Origin of the sequence: Vibrio kasasachensis (assembly GCF_050337565.1) — a bacterium.
GTDB lineage: Bacteria > Pseudomonadota > Gammaproteobacteria > Enterobacterales > Vibrionaceae > Vibrio > Vibrio kasasachensis.
Window position 1 is genome coordinate 136,276 of record NZ_JAKJTB010000011.1, and the last position, 16,346, is coordinate 152,621.

10 protein-coding genes are annotated in these 16,346 nt (G+C 44.8%); 7 read left to right on the top strand and 3 right to left on the bottom strand.

Going from position 1 to position 16,346, the window contains the following annotated elements; all coding sequences use genetic code 11:
* Positions 1-25 precede the first annotated feature (25 nt).
* Positions 26-589 carry a sugar O-acetyltransferase gene (locus tag L4C38_RS07555; RefSeq protein WP_428796926.1) on the bottom strand — a complete coding sequence of 188 codons (564 nt, stop codon included), beginning with the start codon at positions 587-589 and terminating at the stop codon, positions 26-28.
* Positions 590-733: 144 nt separating this feature from the next.
* Here L4C38_RS07555 and L4C38_RS07560 point away from each other — a divergent pair, with 144 nt between their 5' ends.
* From L4C38_RS07560 to yqfB, 5 genes are all read left to right on the top strand, one after another.
* The gene (locus L4C38_RS07560; RefSeq protein WP_428796927.1) at positions 734-1,666 is read left to right on the top strand and encodes a universal stress protein; all 933 of its coding nucleotides are present in this window, start codon (positions 734-736) and stop codon (positions 1,664-1,666) included.
* Positions 1,667-2,048: 382 nt separating this feature from the next.
* On the top strand, positions 2,049-3,794 hold the full coding sequence (locus L4C38_RS07565) for an ABC-F family ATP-binding cassette domain-containing protein (RefSeq protein WP_428796928.1): 1,746 nt from the start codon (positions 2,049-2,051) through the stop codon (positions 3,792-3,794).
* A gap of 261 nt (positions 3,795-4,055) precedes the next feature.
* Positions 4,056-6,044 carry a U32 family peptidase gene (locus L4C38_RS07570; RefSeq protein ID WP_428796929.1) on the top strand — a complete coding sequence of 663 codons (1,989 nt, stop codon included), beginning with the start codon at positions 4,056-4,058 and terminating at the stop codon, positions 6,042-6,044.
* A 125-nt stretch (positions 6,045-6,169) separates the two neighbouring features.
* Positions 6,170-6,361, top strand: a complete 192-nt coding sequence (locus tag L4C38_RS07575; protein ID WP_428796930.1) for a hypothetical protein — start codon at positions 6,170-6,172, stop codon at positions 6,359-6,361.
* 172 nt (positions 6,362-6,533) lie between these two features.
* Positions 6,534-6,851, top strand: coding sequence for a N(4)-acetylcytidine aminohydrolase (gene yqfB, locus L4C38_RS07580; RefSeq protein ID WP_428796931.1), 318 nt, complete (start codon positions 6,534-6,536; stop codon positions 6,849-6,851).
* Between the two features lie 34 nt (positions 6,852-6,885).
* On the opposite strand, the gene L4C38_RS07585 is transcribed toward yqfB, so the two are convergent.
* Positions 6,886-7,398 carry a hypothetical protein gene (locus tag L4C38_RS07585; RefSeq protein ID WP_428796932.1) on the bottom strand — a complete coding sequence of 171 codons (513 nt, stop codon included), beginning with the start codon at positions 7,396-7,398 and terminating at the stop codon, positions 6,886-6,888.
* A gap of 310 nt (positions 7,399-7,708) precedes the next feature.
* Here L4C38_RS07585 and L4C38_RS07590 point away from each other — a divergent pair, with 310 nt between their 5' ends.
* Positions 7,709-8,584: an AEC family transporter gene (locus tag L4C38_RS07590; protein WP_428796933.1), complete on the top strand. Its 876-nt coding sequence runs from the start codon at positions 7,709-7,711 to the stop codon at positions 8,582-8,584.
* Here L4C38_RS07590 and soxR read toward each other — a convergent pair.
* On the bottom strand, positions 8,581-9,024 hold the full coding sequence (gene soxR, locus L4C38_RS07595) for a redox-sensitive transcriptional activator SoxR (protein WP_428796934.1): 444 nt from the start codon (positions 9,022-9,024) through the stop codon (positions 8,581-8,583). The genes L4C38_RS07590 and soxR overlap by 4 nt on opposite strands.
* A gap of 294 nt (positions 9,025-9,318) precedes the next feature.
* On the opposite strand from soxR, the gene L4C38_RS07600 reads away from it, so the two are divergent.
* Positions 9,319-16,191: a tandem-95 repeat protein gene (locus tag L4C38_RS07600; protein ID WP_428796935.1), complete on the top strand. Its 6,873-nt coding sequence runs from the start codon at positions 9,319-9,321 to the stop codon at positions 16,189-16,191.
* Positions 16,192-16,346: the final 155 nt, after the last annotated feature.

The following is a 16,346-nucleotide window of genomic DNA, read 5'->3' on the forward strand; positions in this document are numbered from 1 at the left end:
CCCAATGAAAAGGGCAGCTTTCAAGTTAGTCGTTTTCGTGAATACGGCGAATCACTCGACACGGATTACCGGCAGCAACCACGTTATCGGGGATGTTCTTGGTGACCACGCTTCCGGCACCAATCACGGTATTTTTACCAATGGTAATTCCAGGGCAAACAACCACGCTGCCACCTATCCAGACGTTATCACCAATGGTTATCGGCTTACCAAATTCCACACCTTCACCTACCCGACCTCTCACATCAAGTGGGTGCCCTGCCGTGTAAATCTGCACATTAGGTCCAAATAGTACATTGTCACCAATCGCCACCTCTGCGACATCCAGAATGACACAGTTAAAATTGGCACAGAAATTCTTCCCTAGCTTAATGTTGCTACCATAATCACAACGAAAAGGTGGCTCTAGAAACGCATTTTCCGCATTAGGAATCAACTGGTTGATCGCATCTCGCCATTCAGGGGTATCCGGAATGCTGTTGTTTAACTGCTGTAATGTTTTTCGGCAAGCAATACGCTCAGAGTACAAATCTTCATCCCAAGCATTGTAAGCTTCACCCTCTAACATTTTTTGTTTTTCAGTTTTCATAACTTATCTCTTTAATACCAATATGCTCCCGCAGCGATAGCAGTGTGTCTATGAAACAATAGTTAGCCAATGCAATACCCCTACTTTTAGAGTGGAAAAATCAACTAAGCAGGTCAACACTTAGAACAACAAATGGAGGTGGGTATGAATGAGTTCAAAAATATACTATTTGTCAGCCAAGAGCTATCGAATAACAGTGACTCGTTAGAACAAGCTCTAACATTATCAAACCGTAATAATGCATCCCTGATAGGCATAATCATTTGCCCAAAGCTGCCAGAAAGCATGAATAAGTATGAAGACGTATATGAAAAATCACTACTTGATAAACTAGACTCTGAGATTAAAAACTGTCTCACCAAGATTGGGCAAGAGGCTAAACCAGCAATTCCAATTAAAATCGCCAGTGGCGATAAACCCGCGATTCAGGTTATCAAGACCGTCCTTACTGATGGCTGCGATTTATTGGTCAAAGAGACTGAACCTATTGAGGAAGGCAGCAAAGGCTTTAAAGCACTAGATATGAAGTTACTTCGAAAAAGCCCTTGTGCAATATGGTTGAATCGCCCAAGTCCGAAAGCTCACGCAAAAAAACGCGTCGCGGTTGCTATCGACCCAACAGCCAAAAGCCCTGAAGAAAAACAGCTCACACTCCATCTCCTACAAACATCTCGTTCTATTGCAGATGGCTGTGATAGCCAGTTACACGTTATCTCCTGCTGGGAATATGAGCTTGAAAAATATCTAAGAGATCATTCATGGATTCAAGTCGACGATGAAAGACTCAATGCAGAAATTGAATCTGCAAGAAGCTATCACATGGAAGCTTTGGACAGCTTGATCATTGAGTCTGGAATATCGGGAGACATAACCATCCACCACATCAATGGTCGAGCCGATGACGAGATCCCATTATGCGTTGCAGAGCTTGAGATTGATATTCTGACCATGGGCACCATTGCACGGACCGGTATCAAAGGGCTGATAATGGGTAATACCGCTGAAAATATACTCCAATCAGTCCAGTGCTCACTGGTAGCACTTAAGCCTGATGGTTTTGTTTCGCCTATTAAGTGAAAACTTTCACCATTACTAGACCACTATAAGGGTGTTGATGCCAACACCCTCTAATTACCTGTTTCATTTGAGTTTTCTAACAAAGATCACTGGCTCCTTCTACAGTGTATATGTAGAATAGTCATCAACTATTAACCAAAAGTGCTTGCGCTTTGCCAACAAAAATAAGGAGGAGAATTATGTCTTTGTGGTGTTCAATCAACCCACGCTTGTTTGGTATTACATCTCGCTCAAGAGTTTTAGATATCGCGCTGCGATAATCTCGACTTGAGCGAACCTTACCTTTCGACAGATAACGTCACCCGAGTACAGCCCCTCAAGCTCGAAGAATTATTGTCAGCTATGACAACGGCTTTTTACGCCCAAAATTCTTGAGAATACAATGAGTACTTTTTTAACAACACAATCCCTAACTCTTGCACACACTTCTACCGCTCTCTTCAAAGAGCTCAATTTCACTATTCAGCGCGGCGATCGCGTAGGACTAATTGGTCACAACGGTTGTGGAAAAAGCTCACTGTTGAAGTTGCTTTGTGGCACGCTTGAACCAAGTAGTGGTCATGTGGCTAAAGCGAATCACTGCTTAATGCGTTATGTTGAACAACATGTCCCCGACCATTTGAAATCCACCAGCATCCTTTTTTCTGTAGCGGAAACACTTGCCGAAGAAGAATATTGGCAAGCGGAGTTACTACTTAGTGAGCTCGGGTTTCAACCCCATGAATGGGTACTACCTATTGAACAATGCAGTGGTGGTCAACAAATGCGCCTGTTGTTGGCTCGAGCCATTATTCACCAGCCTGATTTACTGCTGCTCGATGAACCAAGTAACCACTTAGATTTACCCTCGCTAATTTGGTTAGAGCAATTTCTTACCAAATGGAAAGGCGCTTTTGTTCTGGTTTCCCATGACCAAACATTGCTCGACTCAGTCACCAATCGGACATGGATACTCCGCGACCAGACATTACATCACTTCAATGTTCGCTGTTCGCTAGCTCGCGCTGCGCTAAACGAAAAAGACCAAGCAGACCAACTGCGCCACTCTAGCGAGCAAAAGGAAATTGATCGAATTGATAAAAGTGCGAAACGACTGGCTCTCTGGGGAAAGATTTACGATAACGAAGACCTAGCTCGAAAAGCAAAAACAATGACGGCAAGAAAGGAGCGCTTAGAAGTAGAACAAACTGAGCTGAGTCAAAATACTCCTTGGAGCCTGGTTTTAAAAGGTGAGGAGTTGCCGGCCAATCGGCTTGTCGCCATTACACCATTTTTGGTGATGCCTCCTTCAAGCAATATCGTCTTGTTTGAGATGATGGAAAAACAGATAAAAAGTGGTGATCGTATTGCGATTCTCGGTAGCAATGGCTGTGGAAAATCAACCATACTTAACCTGCTTTACCATCACTACTTATATGGTTCCCTTCCATCGGTCACTTTTCATGAGCGATGTCGTTTAGGTTACTACGATCAATCCTTACAACAGTTAAGAGACAACGATTCAATTAGCGATGCGCTTATTTCTTTCACATCACTTAACAGTGAGCAATGTAAGCGCGCATTGATCAGTGCAGGCTTTGAGTACGCAAGACACGCTCAAACCGTCTCTTCATTGAGTGGCGGTGAACGGGCGCGCTTACTGTTTGTCGGCTTGACCCTCGCGTGCTATCACTTATTGTTTCTCGATGAACCGACCAACCATCTTGATATGGAGGGCAAAGAAGAGCTGGTTGATACCTTAAACCAGTTTGATGGTGCGGCTATCATTGTTAGCCACGATCGCAGTTTGATTGAGCAAAGTTGCAACCGTTTCTGGTTTATCCAACAAGGGGAACTAACTGAGTACCTTTCCCCCGACGATATTTATCTACAAATGGAAAGTGAATCATTAGGCTTTACCCCAAACCGTTGCACAATAAGCGAGAACTCGCCAATCATTACCGCTGGGGTCTCACTGCCATTTGAGCATGAAACCAATCTAAACTCTCATGAGGAACAACTGCTTGAGCGTTTAGTTCAATTGGAGAGCTTGCTTGAGGATGATCTAAATCGTCGCCCGAAACGGCAAAAGCTAAGCCTTCAGCACCAATGGCGCGAAGAAATCGCATCCATTAATAAGCAATTATAACGCATAGCCCTCGACCCAATAAGAATGGGCTCGAGGGCAAATCTAGGACTATACCCAAAAAACTTGAAGATGCAGGTAGGCGGCAAGTAAGAAAGTCCCCTGAGCATAGGTGAACTATGTGATTGGGGCGTATGAACACAGCCAACCCGCTGCAACTTCAAGTATGACGAGTATATATTGAGCAATGAATTTATAAAGGTCGCATCCTTGCCACGAAAGCCGTAAAATACGCGCCTATTTTTGCTTAGTAAGAGATTTGTAGTGACACGCGATCAATTTGAGTTATTAGCGCCCGGTGGCGATCTAGATTCTATCAAAGCAGCCATTGCTGCGGGGGCAGATGCCATCTACTGTGGACTAGACCGCTTTAACGCACGCAACCGAGCTACCAATTTAACACTGGATAACTTAAATGGCGTGTTAAACCTTGCACATAAGCACAATTGCAAAATTTTTTTAACACTCAATGTGTTGATTTTGGAAAGCGAAATCCCCGCTATTGTGCGCCTACTCAGCCAGTTAAACACCACGAGTATTGGCGGCGTGATCGTTCAGGATTTGGGACTTGCCTATATCCTTAAACACCACTTCCCTGAGTTAGATGTACACGCTTCCACGCAGTTGAACACGCATAACGAAGGGCAGATCCAATTTCTCAATCACTTAACCGCTAGCCGTGTGAACTTATCACGTGAACTCAATATCAATGAGATCAAGCATCTTGCTCAATTTGGCAAACAACACAACGTTCAAATGGAAGTGTTTGTCCATGGTTCTTACTGCATTGGTTTTTCGGGAATCTGCTACATCAGTTCTGCGCGTAATGGTGCATCAGGTAATAGAGGTCGCTGTAGCCAACCTTGTCGTGAACAATACGAAACAACGAAGACGGGTAACCAATACCCACTGAATATGAAAGATAATTCTGCTTTTGGTGATCTCGAAGCGCTCGCTGATGCTGGCGTTTACTCACTGAAAATTGAAGGACGCATTAAGAAATCACATTACGTCTACACTGTGGTTGATAATTGGCGTAAACAAATTGACCGTTTGTGCGACGGCGAAGAACTCACCACCGATACTACCGAACTATACACAGTATTTAATCGCGATTTCTCCAACGCATTCTTGCAAGGTGATTTCGGCAAAGCGATGTACATCGATAACCCTCGCGATCACGCGGTTAAGCATTTTTCTACCATCTATCAGTGCCAAAACATTGAAGATGTAAAACAAGTAAAGAAAAAGCTCTACGACGATAAAACCGCGATTATTGAGAACGTGGCGCTAAAGACTCAACATTTTGATGTCACCAATCAATCTAGCAGCAGTAGCTTAAAAGGTGCGATTGACGTTCCAACGCTGCCTGTGATTGCCAATCCACCAGCGAGAAAAGAGTCAGTAAAGCTCTCTGTGCTTATCTGTTCTGCCGACGACTTAAGTTTATGCGAACAAGATGGTGTGGATGTTTACTATCAAATGCCAATGGGGTTAAGTGATGAATGGCAGAAGCTGGTTGCCTTATTCGAAGCCAATCCTAGCTTAAAACCTTGGTTCCCTGCGATCATGATTGGTGATGACTATCAAGCTGCGCGCCATTTCCTTATGGCAATTCAGCCGGAATTATTAATCACTAACAACTCTGGTATAGGAATGATGGCGAAACAACTCGGGCTGAACTGGGTTGCTGGTCCACAGATGAATACCACCAATTCATACTCGTTGAAATGCCTCGATGAAGAGTTTAGTGCCAGTGGTGCGTTTATCTCCAATGAGCTAAACATGAAGCAAATGCGCCACATAAAGCGCCCTTCCACAATGCGTACTTTCTACAGTATTTACCACCCGAATACACTACTCACTAGCCGCCAGTGCTTATTCCAACAAACTGAAGGCTGTAAAAAAATCAAAGTGAATAAGGGTTGTTTAAAGCGTTGTAGCAAACGCACGTCAATCATCAACTTAAAAGATAATCCATATGTGGTTCAAAAGCAGCGTGGCAGCCACAACTCAATTTACAGCGAACACAATATTCTTAACATGCAGGTGCTCGAGGATCTTCCTGAATTGTTGACTGATGTATTGATCGACTTGCGTGATATTCAAACTGAGACTCAAATTTCTGCCACTAAACAACAATTAATCAATGAGTTCCTCACTTTATTGAGCACGCAAACAGAGAACAACACAGAAACGCTTCACCAACTGATTCAACCGACAGCGAACTCGCAGTATCTTAAAGGGTTATAATTTGTGACAGTGACATTTTATACATGTCACTGTCGCAAAATGTGACTATTCGCATAACACCTTTTTTCATAAGTATTTATCTTAGGTATTGAGGCAATAAGCCTTATGTGAAACTAGGAAATATTATGATTGTATGGTCGATTGCAGGTTTGGTTATCTTTTTTGCTACTCAATTTTTCACACCTATGAAAGCGAATATGGCAAAACAAGTGACTTGTGGACTCATGTCATGCGTACTTGGTCCGCTAATGCTCATTGCAGTTGTCGGCTCTTACATCAACTCCAACATCTGGCTAAAACGCTCCGTTTCTGCGTAAACACCATTTGTTAACATACGCTTAGCTACATTTAGCGTAACAATGTTTTATCTAGTTCTGACCTGCCACTTCTTTTGGCAGGTCTTTGTCATTTCAGCCGCTACACTTAACCTACTCACGGTGGGAAATTCTCTAGTATAATAATGATCGAAAATAACTCCGTGGAATCACCATGAACCAAGCACCAACTAAAATCACTTTCTTTGAGTTTCTGACACCTCTTATTACCTCTGGTTTGAAGACCATCACAATCCGCGATGAGGCAGAAAGCCACTATGTACCGGGTACTCAGGTAGAGGTGTTCACTTTAGAAACAGATGAAAAGGTATGTGAGATTAAAATCTTATCTGTTCAACCTTTGCTTTTTGAAGACATTAATGAATTTCATGCAGAGCAAGAAGCGTTACCTTTGGACGAGCTAAAACGACTGATTGCAGAAATCTATCCTAATTTAGACCAGCTCTACATGATCAGCTACCAATTGGTTTAATCAAAAAAGAGGCAATAACGCCTCTTTTTTGGAATTATTTAAACCAAAAACGCTCCGTCTGAGCTAGTTTTCTTCGTCTGGAGGTTGCGGTGAAAAAAACCGCAATCATTAATGGAAGATACCAAATTAGAACATCTACAATTCCGTTAACGGGCAGAAGCGGAAAACTCAGCGTATTGCCAAAGAAACTACCATCAATATACACAACCAATGCGGGTAGTGCGTAGTATAAGAACCCACAAAAAGCGCCGAGTATAGCGTACTGCACAACGCTAATAAGACTGGTAAAAACACCCAAAATTGAGCCAAATATTATCGCGAAAACAAAGCTCAATACGATGGATTGCAACAGAGATATAAGTCTGGTGACATCCATAAATCCAGAACCAGAAAGAAATTCACGCAAACTGGGCAGTTCACTCAAAATAGTAAGAAGAAGTTCACCAGAATGGGTGATATACCATTGATTAGAGAAAACCAAGTCATAACTACAAAAAATCAGGAACCCTACCACTAACGCACTGATACCACACACGAGTTTATACATGGTTGCCTCTATTTACTCATAATATTCTATATACGTCATCTATCAATAAGCCTGAAAAATGAACAATATCCAAGCCTTTCAATCTAAACTTATAACCTAGCCCTCAATTCTGCCACTTGTGAACAAGCTCTTAGAGCAAAAACCTGATTTAGACCTCTTTGCAATTCTTGATATTAACCAAGTTAAAGCAAGCATGAACCCAAATCGTTTGATGCTCAAATATTGGGCGGGAAAAGACGTGTTACGCTCGTGACTCATCCCTCCAAGGCTGGTATTGTTTAACTTCTATTCAATTATTTTCGGCAATGGAATGTTCGGACAAGTCACAGGGATACTGTTCCCAGTTTTTGCACTCGTACTCGTCGGGTATTCGGTTGGTCGTTGGATTCGGCCTGATTTTAAATCGATTAACCGTATTAATATGGACACCTTCACTCCGGCATTGGTGTTCTCTTCACTCGTCGCTATGCCACTTGATACCGAGCAAATACCGCTGCTTAGCGCAGCGTTAATCGCCGTTTTGGTACCTGGGGTTGTGATGATTCCAATTTGCAAGCTGATGAATATTGAATATAGAGCCTGGGCTCCTCCACACATGTTCCGTAATAGCGGAAACTTAGCCATCCCTTTGTTTACTTACACTTTTGGCGAATCTGCTCTCGCCTCTGCGGTATTATTGTTTGTCGTCTCCGCTTGTACTCATGTTAGCTTAGGTCTCGCCGTACTCAGCAAGGGCAATCCATTTAAGCAAGTCATTCGTATGCCTGTTTTTCTTGCTACTGCCGCCGCTTTAGCTATCAATCTCACAGGGTTAACCGTATGGTCGCCTTTGTATGAAGCAACCAAGCTACTTGGGCAAGCTGCCGTGCCAGTCATGTTGTTATCGCTCGGGGCGCAGATGTGTAATATGCGCCTCTCAGGGCTAAAAGTGGGGATTCTCTGCACCGCTCAATCGTTGTTTACCGGTGCAATTGCCTTTGGTCTAATCTACGCCTTTATTCCACTACCAACCATGCAACTGCAAATGATGGTACTGTTCGCTATGTTGCCTCCAGCAGTAATGAACTACCTATTTGCCGAACGCTTTAAGATCGCACCAGACCAAGTTGCCTCAATGGTGTTGTTCGGTAATTTCTTCAGTATTATAACATTGCCAATCTTACTCTGGTTTGCACTCTCTCTTTAAAGAGGTTCTTCAGGGTTAGTAAGTAGTGACTCACCTGTGTGGTCTTGTGCTCTCTCATCTTGAGGGTTACGTAGGTTACAACTATCTAGAGACAAGCACCCGCAACCAATACAAGCGTCCAAATCATTTTGCAGTGCTTTCAGCTGCATAATTCGATGTTCAAGTTGCTGATGCCATTGTGTCGCCATGGCTTCCCACTCACTTTTTGATGGCGCTTTATGTTTAGGCAACGTTTCAAATGCTTGGTGAATTTCATCTAACGACAGGCCAACTTGCTGCGCTGCCTTAATAACCGAGACACGGCGAATAACGCTTCGGTCATAGCGACGCTGATTACCCTGATTCCGCCAACTACTAATTAGCCCTTTTTGCTCATAAAAATGCAAAGCCGACACCTTTACACCCGCTCGCTCAGCGACCTGCCCTACCGACATATCCATAGTTACGTCTCCTTTCAACAACTCACAAGTTAGTTTATTGATGAATTTACCTTACCTCAATATAACTTGAGGTAACAACATGAATAATTTCGAGAACGTACACGTGCAACACCCTGAAATAGACATCGAATCACGATAAGCCAATCGCATTTAGTCATTAGGTTACATGGGGTTTGCGAGCCATAACTAAGGCTGAATCAAGCAGATATACCTAGCACCTTAGTTTGAATAAAATATCAAAGCACATACAAAAGTTCATTCGCCAACCTTATATTCACATAGAAAAGGCAATTCATGTCTAAACGCGTGCTTTTTTACTCTCAACTGCTGTTACTGCTGCCGCTATTAGCCGCAGTAAGCTTTGGCGTAAAAGCGGAGACAATTGCAATTCAACCCGATGGCTATCTCGATGGTCAAGGCGGAGAAATTGCCACGCTGGCAAACTTGCGTTGGCTAAGTGAAACCCCCACCGCATGGGATGAAGATTGGGTACAAATCGCTGACATTGATGCCACCGAGACGAAACAATGGAATGATGGGGAGGGTTTTAGACCGATTGGTGACTACAGCAGCGGTTCTACATCAGGGACCCAATTTACAGGTGGTTATGACGGACAAGGTCACACTATAACAAGCGTTTACGTTAACTATCCCCACTATTATTATATCGGTTTTTTCGGTTATACATCCCGGGCATCCATCAGAAATCTTAAACTGGATAATATTGCAGTATACGGCAAAAAATACGTGGGCGGTCTAATCGGTTATGCGCGGCAAAGTAATATACAAGCCATTGAAATAACGGGGTTAGTTTATGGTATTGATTACTTGGGTGGCGTCATCGGTCAGTCCTCTAACTCAACAATCTCATCAACAAAAAGCGATGTGAATTTACCTGGGCGCGGAATAATTGGTGGTATTGTCGGGCGACAAGATAACACCACGGTTTTGAACTCTTTTGCCAGTGGCAGCATTACATCGGGTGGGGCTCAACGTGGTGGTGGTATAGCTGGCTATGTAACTGAATCCGCAATAAAAAACAGTTACTCGAGCACTCTGATAATCAGCAATGCCCACACCGCAGGCTTGTATGGTAAAGCAGACAATACAACAACCATCGACGACAGTTATTTTGACTGTGAGTTAGGTGGTTATACGCCTGACAATAGCGACTGTACAACACCTGATACGCCATCATTAGGCAGAGAAAGTGCATTCTTTACCCAAGCTGCAAACTTTCCCAATTGGGATATTACCAATGCATGGGCGAAAGGTGTTTGGCAGTTAAAGGAAAACGCTCCTCTTCAACTGGCTCTAGAAGCGATCCCAATTTTTACCCATCCTACATCAATGCTACCAAACTACGTTGCACAGGAAGATTCACTATTTCAATTGCAAGTCACCGCGACTTCTGATGAAAACAATCCATTACCCGTTGAATATAAATTACAAGGTGCGCCGAGTTGGCTCACTATTGATGGTTCTGGATTGATCTCTGGCACGCCAACTCACCTTCATGCAAACCTGACATCCCGCGTGGCTATTTTTGCGCAGCAAGGTGAAGCTTGGAACGTACTGCCCAGTGTTAACCTAACCGTAACAGCGACCAACGACAAGCCTAGTGTGCATCCAATCACACTGGCATTAAATCAAGGCATAGTGACCGAACTGCCGCTCTCCAATTGGATTGTAGATGAAGAAAATGGTCCATTTGAGTTCACCATTAGCACACCGCCTAACCATGTTACGCTGCGTAGCATGGATGCGACTGGAAATATCACTATTGAGACTCCCTCCGATTATTCCGGCTCGGACTCATTCGGTGTGTTGGTCAAAGATGGAGAGCATTCAATTATACAAACCATCGTTCTAAACATTGGTTCACAAAATATACCTAATGATCTCACTTACTATCTATTCGAAGACAGCAACCACATCATCGATTTCCGTTTGATCGCAAACGGAGATCACACACCTAGCATTGAGATTACTTCAAATCCAACACAAGGTCATTTATCAGGAAATTCGCCACTCGAATATATCTACCAACCAAATGCGCACTACTTTGGTCACGATAGCTTTACCGCTAAGGTGAATGGTCAATCTGTGGTGATTACTCTTGCTATTGCTCAAGTGATAGACCCGATAACGACAAAACCATTTTCGATTGAAACCAATGAAGACAATGCGATTGTGATTGATTTAAATCACGCCATCGAAGACCCAGAACATCTACAACTATCTTACAGCGAAGTCTCTACCGAGAACGGCATTATATCCCAACTCTCTGACTCAAAATTTATCTATACACCTAACGCCGATTTTTCAGGACAAGATACTGCCACCTTTGCTGCAAGTGACCTTCTACGCCCGAAAGTCTATGGCACCGCTGATATTACGATATTGCCAATCAATGACCCGCCAATAGCGAAACTTGTTCAAACATCAACTTATAACTACCAACTCATTTATTTTGAAGACATCGCTAAAGACATCGACTCAAATGATTTATCTTTTGAGATCTCTGGCGAGACTAAATTCGGAACAATAACCAAATCTTCTACCTATATTTACTATTCAAGAACGAGCACTGAACAAACGGGTGTCGAAAATATCACTGTAGGTGTTAGCGATGGTGAACATCAAATTGATGTACCGATAACCATCTATGTGACAACAGCGCCGGTTGAGCCCAAAGATTATAATGGCAATTCAGGGACGATTACCTCTTTGGCAGAGTTACGTTGGATTAGCCGATTCAGTTCAGGTCTCGATAAACATTGGCAACTGGGAACCAATATCGATGCCAGTGAAACCCAATATTGGAACTTTCAATTCGATAGTATTCATCCCGAAAAACAAATAAAGGCGACTGGTTTTCGACCTATTGCAAGCGGGCAAGGGACTTTTTTCACTGGCACATTTAATGGTAATAACCACACGATATCCAATCTCTATATGTTTCGAAATGGCGCAAAAAGATCCGGAGTTTTTGATGGTTTACAAAATGCCACAGTTGAAAACCTTCACTTAAAAGATATTGACATACAGGCGCAGACAATAACTGGTGGACTAACCTCGCGCTCCACCAACTCCACGATTAAAAATGTCCATGTCACCGGGAAAGTGCGCGGAACAAACGTTGTCGGAGGCATAGTGGCAGAATCTGACAACTCTCGATTGGAAGATGTCAGCTTTAGTGGCGAAATTACTGGAATATCTAACATTGGTGGTATTGTCTCTCAACAAAAATATGGCAACATTAATCATGCCACCATCAACGCAACTCTTAATGGCAACAGCTACATGGGTGGTATTGCTGCATCGACTTACGACTCAACGCTATCCCACCTCAATGTAACGGCAATCATCAAGGGCTATAACTCTGTAGGTGGTATTGCCGGACAATCACACTATTCTGAAATTCATCAAGCGGTCTCCAACGTCACGATTTCAGGGCAAATGTACATTGGTGGTGTAATCGGAAAGACAGGATACACAAACAAAATATCCAACAGCCATGTAATAGGGCAAGTTACCGGAAACGAGCAGGTCTCGAGTATCATTGGTAGGGCAAACATCTATAACAGTATTTACCCCACCATCGAAAACAGTTACTCAACAGCGAGCATTACAGCGAATAAATATCACGATGGTTTGTCTTTTGGCGGCGCGAACATAGAACAAGCCTTCTACGATTGCCAAGTTGGCTACCTTGATTGTTCCCAAGAGGGCGCAAAAACCACCGCTGAATTGCAAAACATCAACACCTTCCTTGATGCCAATTGGCAACGTGCCGATGCATGGAACCAAGGGGTCTGGCTACTTGAAGATGGGCAGTACCCGCTGATTCGCCAGCACGCTGTGCCACTGTTTACCTCCCCGAGCCAAGCTATTGAAAAAATTTCGCTGCCAGAGGGGAGCGCCCTCAATCAAACCATTACCGCACTCCCAACACCGGCAACTGAACCATTACGGTACGCACTGTCTGCCAATGCGCCGAGCTGGTTAACACTGGATGAAAACAGCGGGCTGTTGTCGGGCAATCCGCTAGAAGCGGATATTGGTGAGAGCAGTGATATGGTGATTACGGTGACTCAAGGGGAAGTTTCCAATACTCTGCCTCCCTTTGATTTACGCGTAGAGAACATTAACTACCCACCCACAGCCACGACTAGCGCTATGCTGGTTGATGAGGGTACAGCTCAAACTATTGACTTAACGGCACTGATCAGTGATGGGGATAGCGAAGATAGTCATACCTTTTTTGTTCAACCACCCGCCAGCGGCAAAGCCGTCACCACGGTATCAGCGCAAGGCATCGCCACCTATGCCACCACCGACCCAGACTATGTTGGCACAGACGAGTTTTTCTACTGGGTCACCGATGGCAACAGCCCCCCGGTGAACGCCAAAATAAGCGTCACCGTCGTGAACGTGAATGATGCGCCAATCGCTAATGACCACCATATTGAGACGCCACAAGACAGCAGCATTACGCTTGACTTGAGCACCATCATCACCGACCCCGATCCGGATGATCGCCATCAGTTTTCTGTAAGCCAGCCAAGCAGCGGCATGGGAACCGTGGCATTAACAGGCAGTATGGCGACTTTTACCACCCGTGGTGAGCACTCAGGTCACGACAGTTTTCAATACTGGGTCACCGATGCTCACAACCAAACCGCAACCGCGGTGGTGGATGTGACGGTGACGAACGTCAATGATGCACCGAGCATTTCCGGCACACCCGACACACAAGTTGGTGTCAATCAGCGCTATGTTTTTGCCCCGAGCGTATCAGACCCAGACAGCAACGACACACATCAATTTACCATCACCAACAAACCCGCTTGGGCCTCTTTTGACCGTTCCACTGGGCAGCTAACGGGGATCCCCAATGAGGAGTATCGCGGTGAGGTGAGCGAAAACATTACGATTCAAGTCAGCGACCTCGCCGGCCTTTCTGATGCATTGCCGAGCTTTACACTCAGCGTGGATGACGCAAAGCCCATCGCGGTTGATGATGTGCTCACATTCACCTCAAACGAGGCTGAGCGGTACACACTGTCAGTGCTAGAAAATGATAGCCATTCTAGCGAGTTACCTATTTCGATCCGATCCGCTAACACCAATGACGGCATAATCAACATCGACAATGGTCAGTTAGTGATTATGCTTAACGCCCCTCTGCCATTGGTAGACATCGCTTACACCATTGAGGACGAGTTAGAGCAAACTGATTCAGCGCGGGTGACATTGCACATCAATCGCGATGCCGAACCAAATAAACCCGATATTCAAGATCCTGCCGACGTGACTGTCTATGCTCAGTCACTATTTACCCGCGTGCCACTCACGCCACCGACGGCTTACGATTATCAAGGTGATCGCCTCCCTGCCAAACTGCTGGATAGCTACACGCCACTGTTGTCAGGCAGTCATTATGTGCGCTGGTTAGTCGAAGATAGCCAAGGCAATGATCGCATTGAAACCCAATCCATTGACGTCTTTCCGACGGTGTCACTCGGCGCTGACGTGACAATTTCAAGTGAGAATACCACCTTCAAAGTCCCTTTCATTCTCAATGGCGTGTCGCCTCGCTACCCGATTGAGGTGCCATATCAGGTGATCACTCACTCCGATTCAGGTGATTCTCTTTCAGACTCAGGGGTGGTGAATATTACCGATGGAACACTCGGCTATTTGGAACTTGCGGTAAGCGCTCATCCTACCCTAGAGCCAACGCCACAGATGACAGTAACTCTTGATGTTGAACATCCTGATAGGCTGTTAAACACTGGCAGTAAGCAAGCCTTTACTCTGTCGACGCTCAATCAGTCACTGCCGCCGCAAGTAGCATCGCGCGTTTATCAAAATGGACAACAACGCCGTTGGGTAGAAAATGACTCGTTGATCACCTTTCAAGCGGTCGCCAACAACAACCAACTCAACGTTGATTATCTCTATGATTGGACCTATCAAGACGTCACCGTAATAAGTGAAAACGCGCAGGAATTGGTGGTTGACCCGAACCAACTCGCCGAAGGCATTCACAAGTTTTCCGTAACCGTGACTCGTACTGATGCACCCTCGGTACAAACACAGCATGACATCCACTTTGAAATTGGAGCGCTTGAACCGCTGTCACCGCATCAAGACAGCGATGGTGATTTAATCCCTGACGACCAAGAAACCCACGCCGATGATGACCTAGACGGGATCCCGAATTTCTTAGATACCTCCAGCGTCTGTCACACCATGCCAGCTTATGCTCAAGTTACACAACGATATTTGGCGGAAGTAGAAGCAGGGCTTTGCTTGCGAAAAGGTACCACGGTTGCCAATTCAATGACGGGGGGATTAATCATCACCCCTGCCCCAGATAACCATCATCATTACATTGGTGGCGTGTATGACTTTGTGATCTCAGGCTTAGCCGCTCCCGGCCAAATCGCCAATGTCGTGCTACCGCAAAAGTTGCCGATCCCGAGCAATGCTCTTTATCGCAAACAATTAAATAATGTCTGGCACGATTTCATTGATGACATCAACCATGACACGCCAGATGCAGCCATACCCAATGGTGCGGTTAGCTCTGCTCGTGGTGAAGATGGATACTGTCCGCCGCCTGCGGCTCCCAATAACGAAGGCTCGCCATGGCGTTATGGCTTACAAACTGGCGACTGGTGTGTACAACTGTCAATTCGCGATGGCGGGGGCAATGATGCCGATGGTTTAGCTAATGCCGTGATCCTTGATCCAAGTGGGTCGGCAACACCGATCTCCGCAAACCAAGCCCCTGTTGCCAATGATGATCAGTTTGTTGTAGAGCAAAACGAAACGGCCGTGCCACTTGAGGTGCTCGCCAATGACTCCGATCCCGATGGTGATCATTTCACCATCACCGACGCCACCATTTTATCTGGGTTAGGCGAGGTGCAAATCAGCCATCAGCAGCTTGTGTTTAACACCGCTGAAGATGTGATTGGGCAAGTGCAAATTGAATACACCATTTCGGATGGAGACTTGCCTGCGACCGCAACTGCCATTGTCGATATTGAAAGTGTCACCAAACGCCGAAGCGGCGGCACACTGCCCTTGATGATATTATTATTTTTGTTAAGCATGGCATTGTGGCGATATAGAAAAGACCACATTAGTTAAAAAAAAACCAACCTCTCTCGAGGTTGGTTTACCACTACCACTATAAGCTGGGGGCTAAGGAACGGGTAGATGATTCTTGCCAAAAACTAGGGATATAGCCAAACATCGAAACACTTTTGCCAAGTGAGATAGTGTACCAAACAAAAGTACGGAGT